This is a genomic window from Klebsiella sp. WP8-S18-ESBL-06, assembly GCF_014169755.1.
Classification (GTDB): domain Bacteria; phylum Pseudomonadota; class Gammaproteobacteria; order Enterobacterales; family Enterobacteriaceae; genus Kluyvera; species Kluyvera ascorbata_B.
This window is the reverse complement of record NZ_AP022256.1, coordinates 4,951,039-4,966,419: the sequence shown is the minus strand read 5'-3', so window position 1 is coordinate 4,966,419 and position 15,381 is coordinate 4,951,039. Positions and strand designations below refer to the sequence as shown.

Here is a 15,381-nt window from a genome sequence, read left to right as displayed (position 1 = left end):
TGCGAACCGCTATCTGCGGTTTTCAACGGCCTCTTTCAGACATTCTGCTGAAATAACGCGGTTATTTTCCCCTGTTACGATCCACCGATCGCGATCGGGCCGAGGATCATAGCGTAAACTGCGCCAGAGATCTTCTGTTTCTCACAGATTCTTCCCGATTTATCCACAGGGTGGATCCAGAAGCGCTAAGTGTAAACGATCCCGGCAAGGAGAAGGCACGATTTCCTTCGCATATTGGAAAAATTAATGACTAGCGACAAATTTCTGCTTAAATGATCTAACAAAGATCCAGGATGATCCTTGCGCTTTAACGGGCAGCCCGTATAATCCCCCACCCGGCGTGTACTGCTCGAATTTCGGTGAGGGACGCTGCTCATTTACCGGGCAAAAAACGGCGGTCGAACGCGGTTTTTTACGCGGTAAATAAGGAAAGAGAATTGACTCCGGAGTGTACAATTATTACAATCCGGCCTCTTTAATCACCCATGGCTTCGGCGTCCGTCGTTCAATTTTCGGTCGGATATCCAATAAAGCCATTGAATTTATTCAAGTTTAGGTAGAAATCGCCATGAAACGCACTTTTCAACCGTCTGTACTGAAGCGCAACCGTTCTCACGGCTTCCGTGCTCGTATGGCTACTAAAAATGGTCGTCAGGTTCTGGCACGTCGTCGTGCTAAAGGCCGTTCTCGTCTGACCGTTTCTAAGTAATAAAGCTAACCCCTCGAGTGGTTAAGCTAGCATTTCCCAGGGAGTTACGCTTGTTAACTCCCAATCATTTCACATTCGTCTTCCAGCAGCCACAACGGGCTGGCACGCCGCAAATCACCATCCTCGGCCGCCTGAATTCGCTGGGGCATCCCCGTATCGGTCTTACCGTCGCCAAGAAAAACGTTAAACGCGCACATGAACGCAATCGGATTAAACGTCTGACGCGTGAAAGCTTCCGTTTGCGTCAGCATGAACTCCCGCCAATGGATTTCGTGGTGGTGGCGAAGAAAGGGGTTGCCGACCTCGATAACCGTGCTCTCTCGGAAGCGTTGGAAAAATTATGGCGCCGTCACTGTCGCCTTTCTCGCGGCTCCTGATAGGCCTGATTCGGGTCTATCAGCGCCTGATTAGTCCGCTACTCGGGCCGCATTGCCGTTTCACCCCAACCTGTTCTCAATACGGAATTGAGGCATTGCGCAGGTTTGGAGTGATAAAAGGCAGTTGGTTGACAGTGAAACGCGTATTAAAATGCCACCCTTTACACCCTGGTGGTGACGATCCCGTCCCGCCCGGACCATTTGATACCAGAGAACACTAACGATGGATTCGCAACGCAATCTTCTTATCATCGCTTTGTTGTTCGTGTCTTTCATGATCTGGCAAGCTTGGGAACAGGACCACAATCCTCAGACCCAGCAGCAGACCACGCAGACTACGACCACAGCAGCGGGTAGCGCCGCCGACCAGGGCGTACCGGCCAGTGGCCAAGGAAAACTGATTACGGTTAAAACTGACGTGCTTGAGCTGACTATCAACACCCGCGGTGGTGATATTGAGCAAGCGCTGCTTCCGGCGTACCCAAAAACGCTGAAGTCTGACGAACCGTTCCAGTTACTGGAAACCACTCCTCAGTTTGTCTATCAGGCGCAGAGCGGCTTAACCGGTCGTGACGGCCCGGACAACCCGGCTAATGGCCCGCGTCCGCTGTATAACGTCGATAAAGATGCGTTTGTACTGGCCGATGGCCAGAACGAAATCGTCGTTCCGCTGACCTATACCGATAAAGCAGGCAACGTCTTCACCAAAACTTTCACCCTGAAACGCGGTGATTATGCGGTGAACGTTGGCTACGACGTGAAGAACGCCGGCGAGAAACCGCTGGAAGTGTCTACCTTCGGTCAGCTGAAGCAGACTGCGGCCCTGCCTACTGCGCGTGATACGCAGACCGGCGGACTGTCTACCATGCACACCTTCCGTGGCGCAGCGTATTCAACGTCTGACTCTAAGTACGAAAAATATAAATTCGATACCATCGTTGATAACGAGAACCTGAACACCAACACCAAAAACGGTTGGGTTGCCATGCTGCAGCAGTACTTCACGACTGCATGGGTTCCGCAGAACAACGGTACCAATAACTTCTACACCGCTAACCTCGGTAATGGCGTAGTGGCGATTGGCTACAAATCTCAGCCGGTTCTGGTACAGCCAGGCCAGGCAGATAAACTGCAGAGCACCCTGTGGGTTGGCCCGGCAATTCAGGACAAAATGGCCGCCGTTGCGCCGCACCTGGATCTGACCGTCGACTACGGCTGGCTGTGGTTCATCTCTCAGCCGCTGTTCAAACTGCTGAAATGGATCCATAGCTTCCTGGGTAACTGGGGCTTCTCCATCATCGTTATCACCTTTATCGTTCGTGGCATCATGTACCCGCTGACCAAAGCGCAGTACACCTCCATGGCGAAGATGCGTATGCTGCAGCCGAAGATTCAGGCAATGCGTGAGCGTCTGGGCGATGACAAACAGCGTCAGAGCCAGGAAATGATGGCCCTGTATAAAGCGGAAAAAGTTAACCCACTGGGTGGCTGCTTCCCGCTGATTATTCAGATGCCAATCTTCCTTGCGCTGTACTACATGCTGAGCGCCTCAGTTGAACTGCGTCATGCGCCGTTTATCCTGTGGATCCACGACTTGTCCGCACAGGACCCGTACTACATCCTGCCGATCATCATGGGCGCGACGATGTTCTTCATCCAGAAGATGTCTCCGACTACCGTGACCGACCCGATGCAGCAGAAGATCATGACCTTTATGCCGGTCATCTTCACGGTGTTCTTCCTGTGGTTCCCGTCAGGTCTGGTGGTTTACTATATCGTCAGCAACCTGGTAACCATTATTCAGCAGCAGCTGATCTACCGTGGTCTGGAAAAACGTGGCCTGCATAGCCGCGAGAAGAAAAAATCCTGATTCGGTTGTAGGTTGTAGGCCGGATAAGGCGAAGCCGCCATCCGGCAAACGGAACGAAAATCAAAGGGCGGTCGAATGACCGCCTTTTTTTATTGCAACAAAGTTGAGACAAACCATGAGCCATAACGACACTATCGTCGCCCAGGCTACCCCACCGGGACGCGGTGGGGTGGGCATTCTGCGCATCTCCGGCCTGAAGGCTCGCGACGTGGCGCAGGCGGTGCTGGGCAAGCTGCCAAAGCCGCGCTATGCCGACTACCTGCCGTTTAGAGACGTCGATGGCAGCGCGCTGGATCAGGGCATTGCGCTGTGGTTCCCGGGCCCGAATTCCTTTACCGGTGAAGATGTGCTGGAGCTTCAGGGCCACGGCGGCCCGGTGATCCTCGACCTGCTACTCAAACGTATTCTGACGCTGCCGGGCGTGCGTATCGCCAACCCGGGCGAATTCTCCGAGCGCGCGTTTTTAAACGATAAGCTCGATCTGGCCCAGGCTGAAGCCATTGCCGACCTCATCGACGCCAGCTCCGAGCAGGCCGCACGCTCCGCGCTGAACTCGCTGCAAGGTGCATTTTCCACCCGCGTAAATCACCTTGTGGAAGCACTTACTCACCTGCGCATCTACGTCGAGGCGGCCATCGACTTCCCGGACGAGGAGATCGACTTCCTCTCCGACGGTAAAATCGAAGCGCAACTTAATACCGTGATTGCCGATCTCGATGCCGTCCGCGCCGAAGCGCGCCAGGGCAGCCTGCTGCGCGAAGGGATGAAGGTGGTTATCGCCGGGCGCCCGAACGCCGGGAAATCGAGCCTGTTGAACGCGCTGGCGGGACGTGAAGCGGCTATCGTTACCGATATTGCCGGTACCACCCGCGACGTGCTGCGCGAGCATATCCACATCGACGGGATGCCGCTGCATATCATCGATACCGCCGGTCTGCGCGACGCCAACGATGAAGTCGAGCGTATCGGTATCGAACGTGCGTGGCAGGAAATTGAGCAGGCCGATCGCGTACTGTTTATGGTGGACGGCACCACCACCAGCGCCACCGACCCGGCGGAGATTTGGCCAGACTTTATCGCCCGCCTGCCGAAAAACCTGCCGATTACCGTGGTGCGTAACAAAGCGGATATCACCGGCGAGACGCTGGGTCTGAGTGAAGTGAATGAGTACTCACTTGTTCGCCTCTCCGCCCGTACCGGCGAAGGCGTGGACGTGCTGCGTAACCATCTCAAGCAGAGCATGGGCTTTGAAACCAATATGGAAGGCGGTTTCCTGGCGCGCCGTCGTCACCTGCAGGCACTTTCAGAGGCCGCAGAACACCTACAGCAGGGTAAAGCCCAGCTTCTGGGTGCCTGGGCCGGAGAATTGCTGGCAGAGGAGCTTCGTCTGGCACAGCAGAATCTCAGTGAGATCACCGGGGAATTTACCTCCGACGACCTGCTAGGGCGGATTTTCTCCAGCTTCTGTATCGGTAAATAACGGTGTGTTGCCCGGTGGCGCAAAGCTTACCGGGCCTACAGGCCCCGTTGGCCGGATAAGGCAAGGCCGCCCTCCGGCAACAAGTGATTTCCCAGCAGGAAATCACTGTTGTCCAAATGGCAACTCGTGACATCACCGCTCTCCCCGTATGCTTAGCGCCACATTTCCCGTGAGGTCGCTATGACACGCTTTCTTCTGTGCAGTTTTGCCTTAGTTTTGCTTTATCCCGCCGGTATCGATATGTATCTGGTCGGGTTGCCCCGCATTGCGGCCGATTTACAGGCCAGCGAAGCGCAGCTGCATATCGCCTTCTCGGTCTATCTGGCCGGCATGGCCACCGCCATGCTGTTTGCCGGTAAAGTTGCCGACCAATCAGGACGTAAGCCGGTCGCGATTGTCGGCGCGTTGATTTACATCGCAGCCTCCGCTCTCTGCTCACTGGCAGAAAGCGGCACGCCGTTTCTCGTCGGCCGCTTTATTCAGGGCATCGGTGCGGGCTGCTGCTACGTGGTGGCTTTCGCGATTCTGCGCGATACGCTTGACGACCGCCGTCGGGCTAAAGTGCTGTCGTTGCTCAACGGGATTACCTGTATCGTGCCGGTACTGGCGCCGGTCATGGGGCACCTGATTATGCTCAAATACCCGTGGCAGAGCCTGTTCTACACGATGATCGGCATGGGCGTGGTCGTTTGCCTGCTGTCGGTATTTATCCTGCGAGAATCGCGTCCAGCGGCTCTGGCGGCCTCGACGCAGCAGCATCACGCTGCCGAATCGCTGCTAAATCGCTTTTTCCTGAGTCGCCTGGCGATAACCACCCTCAGCGTGTCGGTGATCCTCACCTTCGTAAACACCTCTCCGGTGCTGCTGATGGAAGTGATGGGCTTCGACCGCGGCGAATACGCCACCACCATGGCGATGACCGCAGGCATCAGCATGGCGGTCTCCTTCTCTACCCCGTTCGCCCTGAGTCTGTTTAAACCCCGTACGCTGATGCTCACTTCACAGACGTTATTCCTGGCCGCGGGTATCGTCTTAATTCTCGCGACAACCCACGCGTTCACCCTCTTCGGGCTGACCTTAATCTGTGCCGGTTTCTCGGTGGGATTTGGCGTGGCGATGAGCCAGGCGCTAGGCCCGTTCTCCCTGCGCGCGGGCGTCGCCAGCTCGGCGCTGGGGATTGCGCAGGTGTGCGGCTCATCGCTGTGGATTTGGCTGGCGGCTATCCTTGGCTTCGACGCGCTGAATATGCTGATCGGGATACTGATTGGCTGTAGCATAGTGAGCATCATGCTGATTATTTCAGTTGCTCCTAACCGGTCCGCGTCTGCACATGAAGAAACCGCTCACCAGCCTCGATCTTAACCTTCTGCTTTGCCTGCAGCTCCTGATGCAGGAGCGCAGCGTTACCAAAACCGCCAAACGGATGAACGTCACGCCGTCGGCGGTGAGTAAATCTCTGGCGAAGCTGCGCGCCTGGTTTGACGATCCGTTGTTTGTGAACACACCGCTGGGGCTGACGCCGACGCCGCTGATGTTTAGCATGGAGCAAAGCCTGGCGGAGTGGATGCAGATGGCCAACCAGCTGCTCGATAAGCCACATCATGAAACGCCGCGTGGGCTGAAGTTCGATCTGGTGGCCGAATCGCCGCTGATCATGATCCTGTTCAACGCCCTGTCGCAACAGATCTATCAACGTTATCCACAGGCCACGATCAAAGTCCGCAACTGGGACTACGATTCACTGGATGCCATTATCCGCGGTGAGGTCGACATCGGTTTTACCGGGCGCGAGAGCCATCCGCGATCCCGCGAGCTGCTAAGCCTGCTGCCGCTGTCGATCGATTACGAAGTGCTATTCACCGATCTTCCGTGGGTGTGGCTGCGTGAGGATCATCCGGCGCTGCAGGAAGAGTGGAACCTGGAGACGTTTCTGCGCTATCCCCACATCAGTATTTGCTGGGAGCAAAGCGACACCTGGGCGCTGGACGATGTCCTGCAAGAGATGGGCCGCGAGCGCAATATTGCCCTCAGCCTGCCGGGGTTCGAGCAGTCGCTGTTTATGGCCGCTCAGCCGGATCACACCATGCTGGCGACCGCGCCGCGCTACTGTCAGTATTACAATCAACTTCACCAGCTGCCGTTGGTCGCTCGCCCCCTGCCATTCGACGCCGCACAGCAAGATAAGCTGCTGGTGCCGTTCACCCTGCTCTGGCATAAACGAAATAGTCACAACCCGAAAATTATCTGGCTGCGTGAAACGCTTAAAACCTTATATCTCGGTGTTTCCTGATGAGTTATTCGTAAAAATAGTCCATTTCAGTTAGGGGAAAGTGTAAAAGTCTCGTAATACCCCTTTTCAATCGCATTTTTAGGCAGTAAAACCTGATCATAACTAGCGTAAATGTTACTCTCCTATAAACCACTGTCCATTAATCACGGAGCGAAAAATGGCGACGCACTTTGCAAGAGGGATCCTTAAGGACGGGCATCTACTGTCGGTTCGGCTATCATCCACCAGCCATAACATCGCACGCCAGCTACCGGCACACCGCCGCACGCGTTACCTGGCTTCACGCGCGCTGTTAGCCGAGCTGCTGTTTATGCTGTATGGCATCAGTGAATTACCGGAAATTGTCACGCCTGATGAGGGCAAGCCGCACTTTAAGGATAGCCACCTGCCTGATTTTTCCATTTCCTATGCGGGTAATATTGTCGGCGTAGCGCTAACGACCGAAGGCCGCTGCGGCCTGGATATGGAACTGCTGCGCGTGCTGCGTAACACGCCGCAGGCCACAATAATGGAAAACTACCGCTTTACCAGTAATGAAAATCTGTGGATCAACAACCAGAACGACCCGCATGAAGCGCGTGCACAGCTGATTACGCTGCGCCAGAGCGTGCTGAAAATGACCGGCGACGTTCACCGCGACTCCCCACAAATGCTCCAGCTGCTGCCCGGCTCCGGCCGCCTGCGCGCCGCGCATACCGAGCAGCTCGAAGCGATATGCGATGCCGAAGATATTCTGGTGTGGTCGCTGTCTGCCTCACCCTCGATTGAAAAATTGAAGGTATGGGAGTTTGACGGTAAGTACGGCTGGCGCAGCCTGCCCGACGCTCAGGCGCGGGCCAACGAACCGGCCGCGCGGTTGATGAGATTCACGAGCCTTCCGGCAGAGAAAGCGCTTATACTCAACTGATTCGGCTGGGAAACAGCCTCATGATGCAAAGGAGTAATCATGTCTGAAGCGTTGAAAGTAGTTACGTTATTGGGAAGCCTGCGCAAAGGTTCATTTAACGGTATGGTGGCACGCACCCTGCCGAAAATCGCCCCGGCGGGCATGAGCGTTGAAGCACTGCCGTCCATCGGCGATATCCCACTGTACGATGCCGATCTCCAGCAAGAAGAAGGGTTCCCACAGAGCGTTGAGGCGCTGGCTGAGCAAATTCGTCAGGCAGACGGCGTCGTTATCGTGACGCCCGAATACAACTATTCCGTCCCGGGTGGGCTGAAGAACGCTATCGACTGGCTGTCCCGTATGCCGGACCAGCCACTGTCCGGTAAACCGGTACTGATTCAGACCAGTTCGATGGGCGCTATCGGCGGCGCACGCTGTCAGTATCACCTGCGCCAGATTCTGGTGTTCCTGGATGCGATGGTGATGAACAAGCCGGAGTTTATGGGTGGCGTGATTCAGAACAAAGTCGACCCGCAGCTGGGTGAAGTGATCGAGCAAGGTACATTAGATCATCTGGCCGGTCAGTTGACCGCGTTTGGCGAGTATATTCAGCGCGTTAAAGCGTAAGTTCTTTAAAAACCCTCACCCCGATGGGGTGAGGGTTCACTTCATCAGTGTGCGTCAATAAACACAATCTTCAGTACAAACAGCAGCGCGACAACAATCACGCACGGGCTGAGGTCGCGGAAACGACCGGTACCGATTTTCATCACGCAGTAAGAGATAAAGCCCAGTGCAATCCCTTCGGTAATTGAGAAACTGAACGGCATCATCACGGCGGTAATAAACGCCGGAACGGCTTCGGTCAGATCATCCCACTTCACGCGCGCCAGGCTGGAGGTCATCAGCACCCCAACGTAGATCAGCGCACCCGCAGCAGCGTAGCCCGGTACCATGCCTGCCAGCGGCGACAGGAAAATCACCAGCAGGAACAGAATACCCACAACCACTGCCGTCAGCCCTGTGCGGCCGCCCACGGAGACGCCAGAGGAGGATTCAATGTACGCGGTGACGGAAGAAGTACCAATAAAGGAACCGGCAACGGAGGACACGCTATCGACGAACAGCGCCTGCTTCATACGCGGGAACTTACCTTTCGCATCGGCCAGCCCGGCTTTATCCGTTACGCCAATCAGGGTACCGGAGGAATCGAACAGGTTAACCAGCATAAAGGAGAAGATGACGCCCGCCAGTCCCAGGTTAAACGACCCGGCCAGATCAACGTGGCCCACCACGGTGGTGATGCTCGGTGGCGCAGAGACGATGCCGCTGTAGTGCACATCGCCCAGCATCCAGCCCAGCAGAGTGGTGACTACGATAGACACCAGCACCGCCGCGTGGATATTGCGCGACGCCAGAATCGCAATGATAAAGAAGCCCAGCACGCCCAGCAGGACGCTGTGCGAGGTCAGGTTACCGATGGAAACCAGCGTGTCCGGGTTTGCGACGATGACGCCGGCGTTTTTCAGCCCCATCATGCCGATAAACAGGCCGATACCGCTGGTGATCCCCACGCGCAGGCTGACCGGAATATTGGCAATCATCCAGTAGCGGACGCGGAAAATGGTCAACAGCAGCAGGCCAATGGCGCCCCAGAAGATAGCACCCATACCGACTTGCCAAGGCAGCCCCATGGCCTGCACCACCACGAAGGCGAAGAAGGCGTTCAGGCCCATCGCTGGCGCCAGCGCGACCGGCAGGTTAGCAAATACGCCCATCAGGATACTGCCCAGCGCCGCAATCAGGCAGGTGGTCACGAACACCGCGCTGGTATCCATGCCGGCAACGCCAAGAATTTGCGGGTTTACGAAAACGATGTAGACCATCGTCAGGAAGGTAGTGAAACCGGCGATCACTTCGGTGCGTGCCGTTGTGCCATGCTCGCGCAGTTTAAACACGCGCTCCAGTATCCCCTGACCGGAAGTTGCCGGGGTGGTGTGTTGTTGACTCATTATCTATTTCCGCAGAAAGGGAGGAAAATTCGTCGCTATCCTATACCAAAATGCGACAATAGGCGCGGTTGTGAGATATTTTTTTTCATTGGTTTTGCTTATACGGCAACGATTGCGTCTCTCAATTCAGCATCAGGTAAACGTTAAACTTGTTAAAAAGGAAATGACATGTCCGGAGTTGAAGCGGTTTTTTTCGACTGTGACGGTACGCTGGTCGACAGCGAAGTGATCTGTTCACGGGCCTACGTCCATATGTTCAAAACATTTGGCATCACGCTCGATCTGGAAGAGATTTTTAAACGTTTTAAGGGCGTAAAGCTCTACGAGATCATCGATATCATCAACGCAGAGCACGGGGTTAACCTGGCGAAAGCGGATCTGGAGCCGGTTTATCGCGCCGAGGTCGCACGCCTCTTCGACACCGAGCTGGAGGTGATTGCCGGCGCCAACGCGCTGTTGGATGCGGTAAGCGTACCGATGTGTGTGGTCTCTAACGGCCCGGTCAGTAAAATGCAGCACTCGCTGGGTAAGCTGGGCATGTTGCATCATTTCCCGGAAAAGCTGTTCAGCGGCTACGATATCCAGCGCTGGAAGCCCGATCCGGCCCTGATGTTCCACGCGGCAAAGGCGATGAACGTCAACGTTGAGCACTGTATTCTGGTAGATGACTCCTCTGCTGGCGCCCAGTCGGGCATTGATGCAGGCATGGAGGTGTTCTACTTCTGCGCCGACCCGCACAACAAACCGATTAACCATCCAAAGGTGACGACGTTTACCGATCTCGCGGAACTGCCTGCGCTGTGGAAAGCGCGCGGGTGGAATATTGTCGGTTAAACCGTAGGCCTGATAAGCGAAGCGCCATCAGGCAGCATTACGCAGAATGCCGGATGGCGGCGTAACGCCTTATCCGGCCTACAACAGCGGCGCCGGGTGCTCCCGGCGGCCGCTTATTCCTTAGGATCTTTCCCCGCCAGCAGCTTGTCCAGCTCATCGCCGCCCACGTGGCGGAAATCCTGCCCCTTCACGAAGTAGAAGATGTATTCACAGATATTCTGGCAGCGGTCGCCGATACGCTCGATGGAACGTGCGCAGAACAGCGCGGTCAGCACGCTTGGGATCGTCCGTGAGTCTTCCATCATGTAGGTCATCAGCTGACGCACAATGCCTTCATATTCCTGGTCCACTTTCTTGTCTTCACGGTAGATACGTACCGCTTCATCAAGATCCATACGCGCGAACGCATCCAGCACATCGTGCAGCATCTGCACGGTGTGACGGCCCAGCGACTCCAGGCTGACCAGCAGCGGCTGGTGTTGCTGGGAAAATTTCTCCAGCGCGGTGCGACAGATTTTGTCCGCCACATCGCCAATACGTTCCAGCTCGGCGATGGTTTTGATAATCGCCATCACCAGACGCAGGTCGCTCGCCGTAGGCTGGCGTTTAGCGATGATACGCACACAGGCTTCATCAATCGCCACTTCCATCATGTTGACGTGCTTGTCGCCGTCGATAACGCGCTTCGCCAGCTCGCTATCCTGGTTGTGCATCGCGGTAATAGCATCAGAAAGCTGCTGCTCAACCATGCCGCCCATGGTCATGACCTGGGTGCGGATGCTTTCCAGTTCTGCGTTGAACTGGCCGGAAATATGTTTATTAAGATTTAAATTGTCCACAGTTCTCTCCCGATCAACCGTAGCGGCCAGTAATGTAGTCTTCAGTTTGTTTCTTCGCAGGCTTGGTGAACAGATCGTCCGTGTTGCTGAACTCAATCAACTCGCCCAGATACATAAATGCCGTGTGGTCGGAGCAACGTGCAGCCTGCTGCATGTTGTGGGTCACGATCACGACGGTGTAATCCTCTTTCAGCTCGGTGATAAGCTCCTCGATACGCCCGGTGGAGATCGGGTCGAGCGCGGAACACGGCTCATCCAGCAACAGCACTTCCGGGCGAATGGCGATACCGCGCGCGATGCACAGACGCTGCTGCTGACCACCGGAAAGAGAGTACCCGCTCTGGTGCAGTTTATCTTTGGTTTCATTCCATAATGCGGCCTTGGTCAAGGCCCACTGCACGCGCTCGTCCATATCGGTGCGCGACAGCTTTTCAAACAGGCGTACGCCGAAGGCAATGTTGTCGTAGATAGACATCGGGAACGGCGTCGGCTTCTGGAAAACCATGCCGACCTTGGCGCGCAGCAGGGCGATATCCTGGGTGTTGGTGAGAATGTTGTCACCATCCAGCAGAATTTCACCTTCCGCACGCTGCTCCGGGTAAAGCTCAAACATTTTGTTGAAGGTACGCAGCAGCGTTGATTTGCCGCAGCCCGACGGTCCGATAAACGCCGTCACCTGGTTTTTGGCGATATCCAGGTTGATGTTCTTCAGGGCATGGAATTTGCCGTAGTAGAAGTTCAGGTCACGTACTGAAATCTTACCCGGAGTCGTGTTAACCATACTCATCTCAATCTCTTCCTCATCATGCCTGATGGCGCGCAGCTTTCAGGCCTACATCTATGTCATTCGTAGGCCGGATAAGGCGTTTACGCCGCCATCCGGCAAGGCAATAAACTTAACCGTGTTTCTTCTTCGCGAAAATGACGCGCGCCAGAATGTTCAGCAGCAGGACGCACAGCGTGATAATCAGCACCCCGGCCCAGGCCAGCTGCTGCCACTCAGCAAACGGGCTCATAGCAAATTTAAAAATGGTGACCGGCAGGTTGGCGATGGGCTGCATCATGTCGGTGCTCCAGAACTGGTTCGAGAGCGCGGTAAACAGCAGCGGTGCCGTTTCACCAGCAATGCGCGCAATCGCCAGCAGGATACCGGTCATGATCCCGGAGATAGACGCTTTTAGCGTAATGGCGGAGATCATCTTCCATTTCGGCGTACCCAGCGCATACGCGGCCTCACGCAGGCTATCCGGCACCAGCTTCAGCATGTTTTCGGTGGTACGAATGACGATCGGCACCTGTAACAGCGCCAGCGCAATCACGCCCGCCCAGCCGGAGAAGTGCTGCATCTGCGCCACGACGATGGTGTAGACAAACAGGCCCACAACGATCGAGGGAGCGGAAAGCAGAATGTCGTTAATAAAGCGGATAACCTCGGCAAGCCAGGACTTACGCCCGTACTCGGCCAGGTAAATGCCCGCCATAATACCCAGCGGGGTACCAAACACGGTGGCCCACAGAATCAGCAGGCCGCTGCCCGCGAGGGCGTTAGCCAGACCGCCGCCGGCGGTGTTTGGCGGCGGCGTCATTTCGGTAAACAGCGCCAGCGACATGCCATCGATCCCGCGGGTGATGGTCGCCATCAGGATCCACACCAGCCAGAACAGGCCGAAGATCATGGTGGGCATAGAGAGCGTCAGCGCAATGCGGTTCTTCATGCGGCGTCTGGCCTGCATTTTGCGACGGGACTCTGCCAGCGCAGCGGTGTTTTGCATTTCCAGCGTAGCCATTAGCGTGCCCCCTCATTCTTCGCGAGGCGCATGATCATGAACTTCGATGCGGCCAGTACGATAAAGGTAATCGCAAACAGGATCAGGCCCAGTTCCATCAGCGCAGACACGTGCAGGCCAGATTCCGCTTCGGCGAATTCGTTCGCCAGCGCGGAGGTAATGCTGTTGCCTGGCATATACAGCGAGGCGCTATCGAGCTGGTAGGTGTTGCCGATGATAAAGGTCACCGCCATCGTTTCACCCAGCGCGCGGCCCAGGCCGAGCATGACGCCGCCTATCACCCCGTTTTTAGTGAATGGCAGAACGATACGCCAGATAACCTCCCAGGTGGTGCAGCCGATGCCGTAGGCCGACTCTTTCATCATCACCGGGGTTTGCTCGAACACATCACGCATCACGGCAGAGATATACGGGATGATCATGATGGCGAGGATAACCCCGGCCGCGAGGATACCGATACCAAACGCCGGGCCGGAGAACAGCGCGCCGACAAACGGGATGTTAGAAAGAATATTGCCGACCGGCTCCTGGAAGTAGGTCGCGAACAGCGGCGCGAAGATAAACAGGCCCCACATGCCGTACACGATACTGGGGATGGCCGCCAGCAGCTCAATGGCGATACCTAACGGGCGTTTGAGCCAGTTTGGCGCCAGTTCGGTCAGGAAGAGTGCGATACCGAAACTCACCGGAACGGCGATCAGCAGCGCGATAAAGGAGGTCACGAGCGTACCGTAAATCGGCACCAGCGCGCCGTAAATGTCGTTAGGTGCATCCCACTCTTTGGTCCACAGGAAGGCGAAGCCGAACTTCTCCATACTGGGCCAGGAGGAGATGATCAGAGAAACGATAATCCCGCCCAACATCAATAGCACAATCAGCGCAGCCAGTCTTACCAGCGCGCTGAATATCATGTCACCCTTTTTACCCGGTGGGTTAAAAGCAGGCTTAGTTGCAGCCATAAATCACTCTTTCCAGTTTAAAATCCGCCACGACGCTGACAGCTGCCCGGCGTTGCCGCCGGGCGACCGTCATCAGTACAGCGCTTTACCGCTGCTGTCTTTTACGTTGGTTTTCCATGCAGCACGAACCTGCTCAACCACGCTTTCCGGCAGAGAGGCATAATCCAGTTCGTTAGCCTGTTTGCCGCCGTTTTTGTACGCCCAGTCAAAGAACTTCAGCACTTCAGCGCCCTGCTCTGGTTTCTTCTGCTCTTTGTGGACCAGGATAAAGGTGGTGGAGGTAATCGGCCACGCGTTATCACCTTTCTGGTTGGTCAGGTCCTGCGCGAAGGTTTTGCTCCAGTCAACGCCTTTAGCGGCGTTAGCGAAGTTGTCTTCGGTTGGGCTAACCGGTTTGCCATCAGCAGAAACCAGCTTGGTGTAAGCCAGGTTATTCTGCTTAGCATACGCGTATTCAACATAGCCGATGGAGCCCGGCAGACGCTGTACGAACGCCGCAATACCGTCGTTACCTTTACCGCCCAGACCGGTCGGCCAGTTTACGGTAGAGCCTGCGCCAATTTTGGATTTCCACTCTTCGTTCACTTTCGCCAGGTAGCTGGTGAAGACGAAGGAGGTGCCGGAACCGTCAGCACGACGGACCACGGCAATATTCTGAGAAGGCAGCTTCACGCCCGGGTTCAGTTTGGTGATGGCTTCGTCATCCCACTTCTTAATTTTACCCAGGTAGATGTCGCCCAGCGTTTTACCGTCGAGCACCAGCTCGCCGGATTTCAGGCCAGGGATATTAACGGCCAGCACCACACCGCCGATCACGGTCGGGAACTGGAACAGGCCTTCCTGCGCCAGTTTTTCGTCAGACAGCGGAGCATCAGATGCGCCGAAATCCACGGTGTTAGCGGTAATTTGTTTTACGCCACCGGAGGAGCCGATACCCTGGTAATTGACTTTATTACCGGTTTCTTTCTGGTAGGTATCCGCCCATTTGGCATACACCGGCGCAGGGAAAGTTGCACCCGCGCCCGTCAGGCTTGCTGCTGCAAAGGCAGAGAAAGCGCTCATCGATAAGGTCGCGGCGACAACAGTTGCGACAGTGGTACGCATAACTTTCATAATGTCTCCTGCAAGAATTCGTAAATCGTTGTTTAGTGGCTACGATGAGCAAAATAGGACAAACAGGTGACAGTTATATGTAAGGTTTATGACAGTTTAATGACAGCAAACACGTAAAACATAACTAATTGATAATTATGAAAAATAATTCACGTAGATTCTTGTTTTTTTTGAATAAGACGGGTTCAGAATGGCAAATATGACAACGGCTGTCATAAACAGCCG

General features: G+C 55.4%; 16 protein-coding genes. 10 read left to right on the top strand and 6 right to left on the bottom strand.

The genetic code is table 11. The features are described 5' to 3' along the window. Positions 1-568: 568 nt before the first annotated feature. The 9 genes from rpmH (at position 569) to H7R76_RS23655 (ending at position 8,239) form a co-directional block, all read left to right on the top strand. Entirely contained in the window at positions 569-709 is a 141-nt protein-coding gene (rpmH, locus tag H7R76_RS23695; RefSeq protein WP_003849659.1) for a 50S ribosomal protein L34, read from the top strand. Between the two features lie 17 nt (positions 710-726). Beyond that, positions 727-1,086, top strand: a complete 360-nt coding sequence (rnpA, locus tag H7R76_RS23690) for a ribonuclease P protein component (RefSeq protein WP_106930161.1) — start codon at positions 727-729, stop codon at positions 1,084-1,086. After that, positions 1,050-1,307 (top strand): membrane protein insertion efficiency factor YidD, encoded by a 258-nt coding sequence (gene yidD, locus H7R76_RS23685; protein ID WP_106930158.1) that lies wholly within the window; start codon positions 1,050-1,052, stop codon positions 1,305-1,307. The genes rnpA and yidD overlap by 37 nt, the downstream gene beginning before the upstream one ends. 2 nt (positions 1,308-1,309) lie before the next feature. Beyond that, positions 1,310-2,956 carry a membrane protein insertase YidC gene (gene yidC, locus H7R76_RS23680; protein WP_106930155.1) on the top strand — a complete coding sequence of 549 codons (1,647 nt, stop codon included), beginning with the start codon at positions 1,310-1,312 and terminating at the stop codon, positions 2,954-2,956. A 115-nt stretch (positions 2,957-3,071) separates the two neighbouring features. Beyond that, positions 3,072-4,436: a tRNA uridine-5-carboxymethylaminomethyl(34) synthesis GTPase MnmE gene (gene mnmE / locus H7R76_RS23675; protein WP_182929751.1), complete on the top strand. Its 1,365-nt coding sequence runs from the start codon at positions 3,072-3,074 to the stop codon at positions 4,434-4,436. 180 nt (positions 4,437-4,616) lie between these two features. Beyond that, on the top strand, positions 4,617-5,798 hold the full coding sequence (locus tag H7R76_RS23670) for an MFS transporter (protein WP_182966634.1): 1,182 nt from the start codon (positions 4,617-4,619) through the stop codon (positions 5,796-5,798). After that, the gene (gene yidZ, locus H7R76_RS23665; RefSeq protein ID WP_106930147.1) at positions 5,767-6,726 is read left to right on the top strand and encodes an HTH-type transcriptional regulator YidZ; all 960 of its coding nucleotides are present in this window, start codon (positions 5,767-5,769) and stop codon (positions 6,724-6,726) included. The genes H7R76_RS23670 and yidZ overlap by 32 nt, the downstream gene beginning before the upstream one ends. A 157-nt stretch (positions 6,727-6,883) precedes the next feature. Further along, positions 6,884-7,633 (top strand): 4'-phosphopantetheinyl transferase family protein, encoded by a 750-nt coding sequence (locus H7R76_RS23660; protein ID WP_106930144.1) that lies wholly within the window; start codon positions 6,884-6,886, stop codon positions 7,631-7,633. Positions 7,634-7,672: 39 nt separating this feature from the next. Next, positions 7,673-8,239: an NADPH-dependent FMN reductase gene (locus tag H7R76_RS23655; protein ID WP_106930142.1), complete on the top strand. Its 567-nt coding sequence runs from the start codon at positions 7,673-7,675 to the stop codon at positions 8,237-8,239. 44 nt (positions 8,240-8,283) lie between these two features. Here the strand turns inward: H7R76_RS23655 and adeP are convergent, their stop codons facing one another. Continuing rightward, positions 8,284-9,624 (bottom strand): adenine permease AdeP, encoded by a 1,341-nt coding sequence (gene adeP / locus H7R76_RS23650; RefSeq protein ID WP_182929749.1) that lies wholly within the window; start codon positions 9,622-9,624, stop codon positions 8,284-8,286. Positions 9,625-9,792: 168 nt separating this feature from the next. Here adeP and yieH point away from each other — a divergent pair, with 168 nt between their 5' ends. Beyond that, the gene (yieH, locus tag H7R76_RS23645; protein WP_106930136.1) at positions 9,793-10,458 is read left to right on the top strand and encodes a 6-phosphogluconate phosphatase; all 666 of its coding nucleotides are present in this window, start codon (positions 9,793-9,795) and stop codon (positions 10,456-10,458) included. A 113-nt stretch (positions 10,459-10,571) separates the two neighbouring features. Here the strand turns inward: yieH and phoU are convergent, their stop codons facing one another. From phoU to pstS, 5 genes are all read right to left on the bottom strand, one after another. Then, entirely contained in the window at positions 10,572-11,297 is a 726-nt protein-coding gene (gene phoU / locus H7R76_RS23640; protein ID WP_012907987.1) for a phosphate signaling complex protein PhoU, read from the bottom strand. A gap of 13 nt (positions 11,298-11,310) precedes the next feature. Beyond that, entirely contained in the window at positions 11,311-12,084 is a 774-nt protein-coding gene (gene pstB, locus H7R76_RS23635; protein ID WP_035893601.1) for a phosphate ABC transporter ATP-binding protein PstB, read from the bottom strand. A gap of 109 nt (positions 12,085-12,193) precedes the next feature. Then, entirely contained in the window at positions 12,194-13,084 is an 891-nt protein-coding gene (gene pstA, locus H7R76_RS23630; RefSeq protein WP_182966632.1) for a phosphate ABC transporter permease PstA, read from the bottom strand. Beyond that, complete coding sequence (gene pstC, locus H7R76_RS23625) at positions 13,084-14,043, bottom strand: phosphate ABC transporter permease PstC (protein ID WP_106930132.1); 960 nt, start codon at positions 14,041-14,043, stop codon at positions 13,084-13,086. The genes pstA and pstC overlap by 1 nt, the downstream gene beginning before the upstream one ends. A 72-nt stretch (positions 14,044-14,115) precedes the next feature. After that, on the bottom strand, positions 14,116-15,156 hold the full coding sequence (gene pstS, locus H7R76_RS23620; RefSeq protein WP_106930129.1) for a phosphate ABC transporter substrate-binding protein PstS: 1,041 nt from the start codon (positions 15,154-15,156) through the stop codon (positions 14,116-14,118). Between the last annotated feature and the right edge of the window lie 225 nt (positions 15,157-15,381).

What these genes read in the sequence shown, in the direction of transcription:
- rpmH (WP_003849659.1), top strand. Translation starts at nt 569, where the DNA reads ATGAAACGCACTTTTCAACCGTCTGTACTGAAGCGCAACCGTTCTCAC.
- yidD (WP_106930158.1), top strand. Translation starts at nt 1,050, where the DNA reads ATGGCGCCGTCACTGTCGCCTTTCTCGCGGCTCCTGATAGGCCTGATT.
- yidC (WP_106930155.1), top strand. Translation starts at nt 1,310, where the DNA reads ATGGATTCGCAACGCAATCTTCTTATCATCGCTTTGTTGTTCGTGTCT.
- mnmE (WP_182929751.1), top strand. Translation starts at nt 3,072, where the DNA reads ATGAGCCATAACGACACTATCGTCGCCCAGGCTACCCCACCGGGACGC.
- H7R76_RS23670 (WP_182966634.1), top strand. Translation starts at nt 4,617, where the DNA reads ATGACACGCTTTCTTCTGTGCAGTTTTGCCTTAGTTTTGCTTTATCCC.
- yidZ (WP_106930147.1), top strand. Translation starts at nt 5,767, where the DNA reads ATGAAGAAACCGCTCACCAGCCTCGATCTTAACCTTCTGCTTTGCCTG.
- H7R76_RS23660 (WP_106930144.1), top strand. Translation starts at nt 6,884, where the DNA reads ATGGCGACGCACTTTGCAAGAGGGATCCTTAAGGACGGGCATCTACTG.
- H7R76_RS23655 (WP_106930142.1), top strand. Translation starts at nt 7,673, where the DNA reads ATGTCTGAAGCGTTGAAAGTAGTTACGTTATTGGGAAGCCTGCGCAAA.
- adeP (WP_182929749.1), bottom strand. Translation starts at nt 9,624, where the DNA reads ATGAGTCAACAACACACCACCCCGGCAACTTCCGGTCAGGGGATACTG.
- yieH (WP_106930136.1), top strand. Translation starts at nt 9,793, where the DNA reads ATGTCCGGAGTTGAAGCGGTTTTTTTCGACTGTGACGGTACGCTGGTC.
- pstB (WP_035893601.1), bottom strand. Translation starts at nt 12,084, where the DNA reads ATGAGTATGGTTAACACGACTCCGGGTAAGATTTCAGTACGTGACCTG.
- pstA (WP_182966632.1), bottom strand. Translation starts at nt 13,084, where the DNA reads ATGGCTACGCTGGAAATGCAAAACACCGCTGCGCTGGCAGAGTCCCGT.
- pstC (WP_106930132.1), bottom strand. Translation starts at nt 14,043, where the DNA reads ATGGCTGCAACTAAGCCTGCTTTTAACCCACCGGGTAAAAAGGGTGAC.
- pstS (WP_106930129.1), bottom strand. Translation starts at nt 15,156, where the DNA reads ATGAAAGTTATGCGTACCACTGTCGCAACTGTTGTCGCCGCGACCTTA.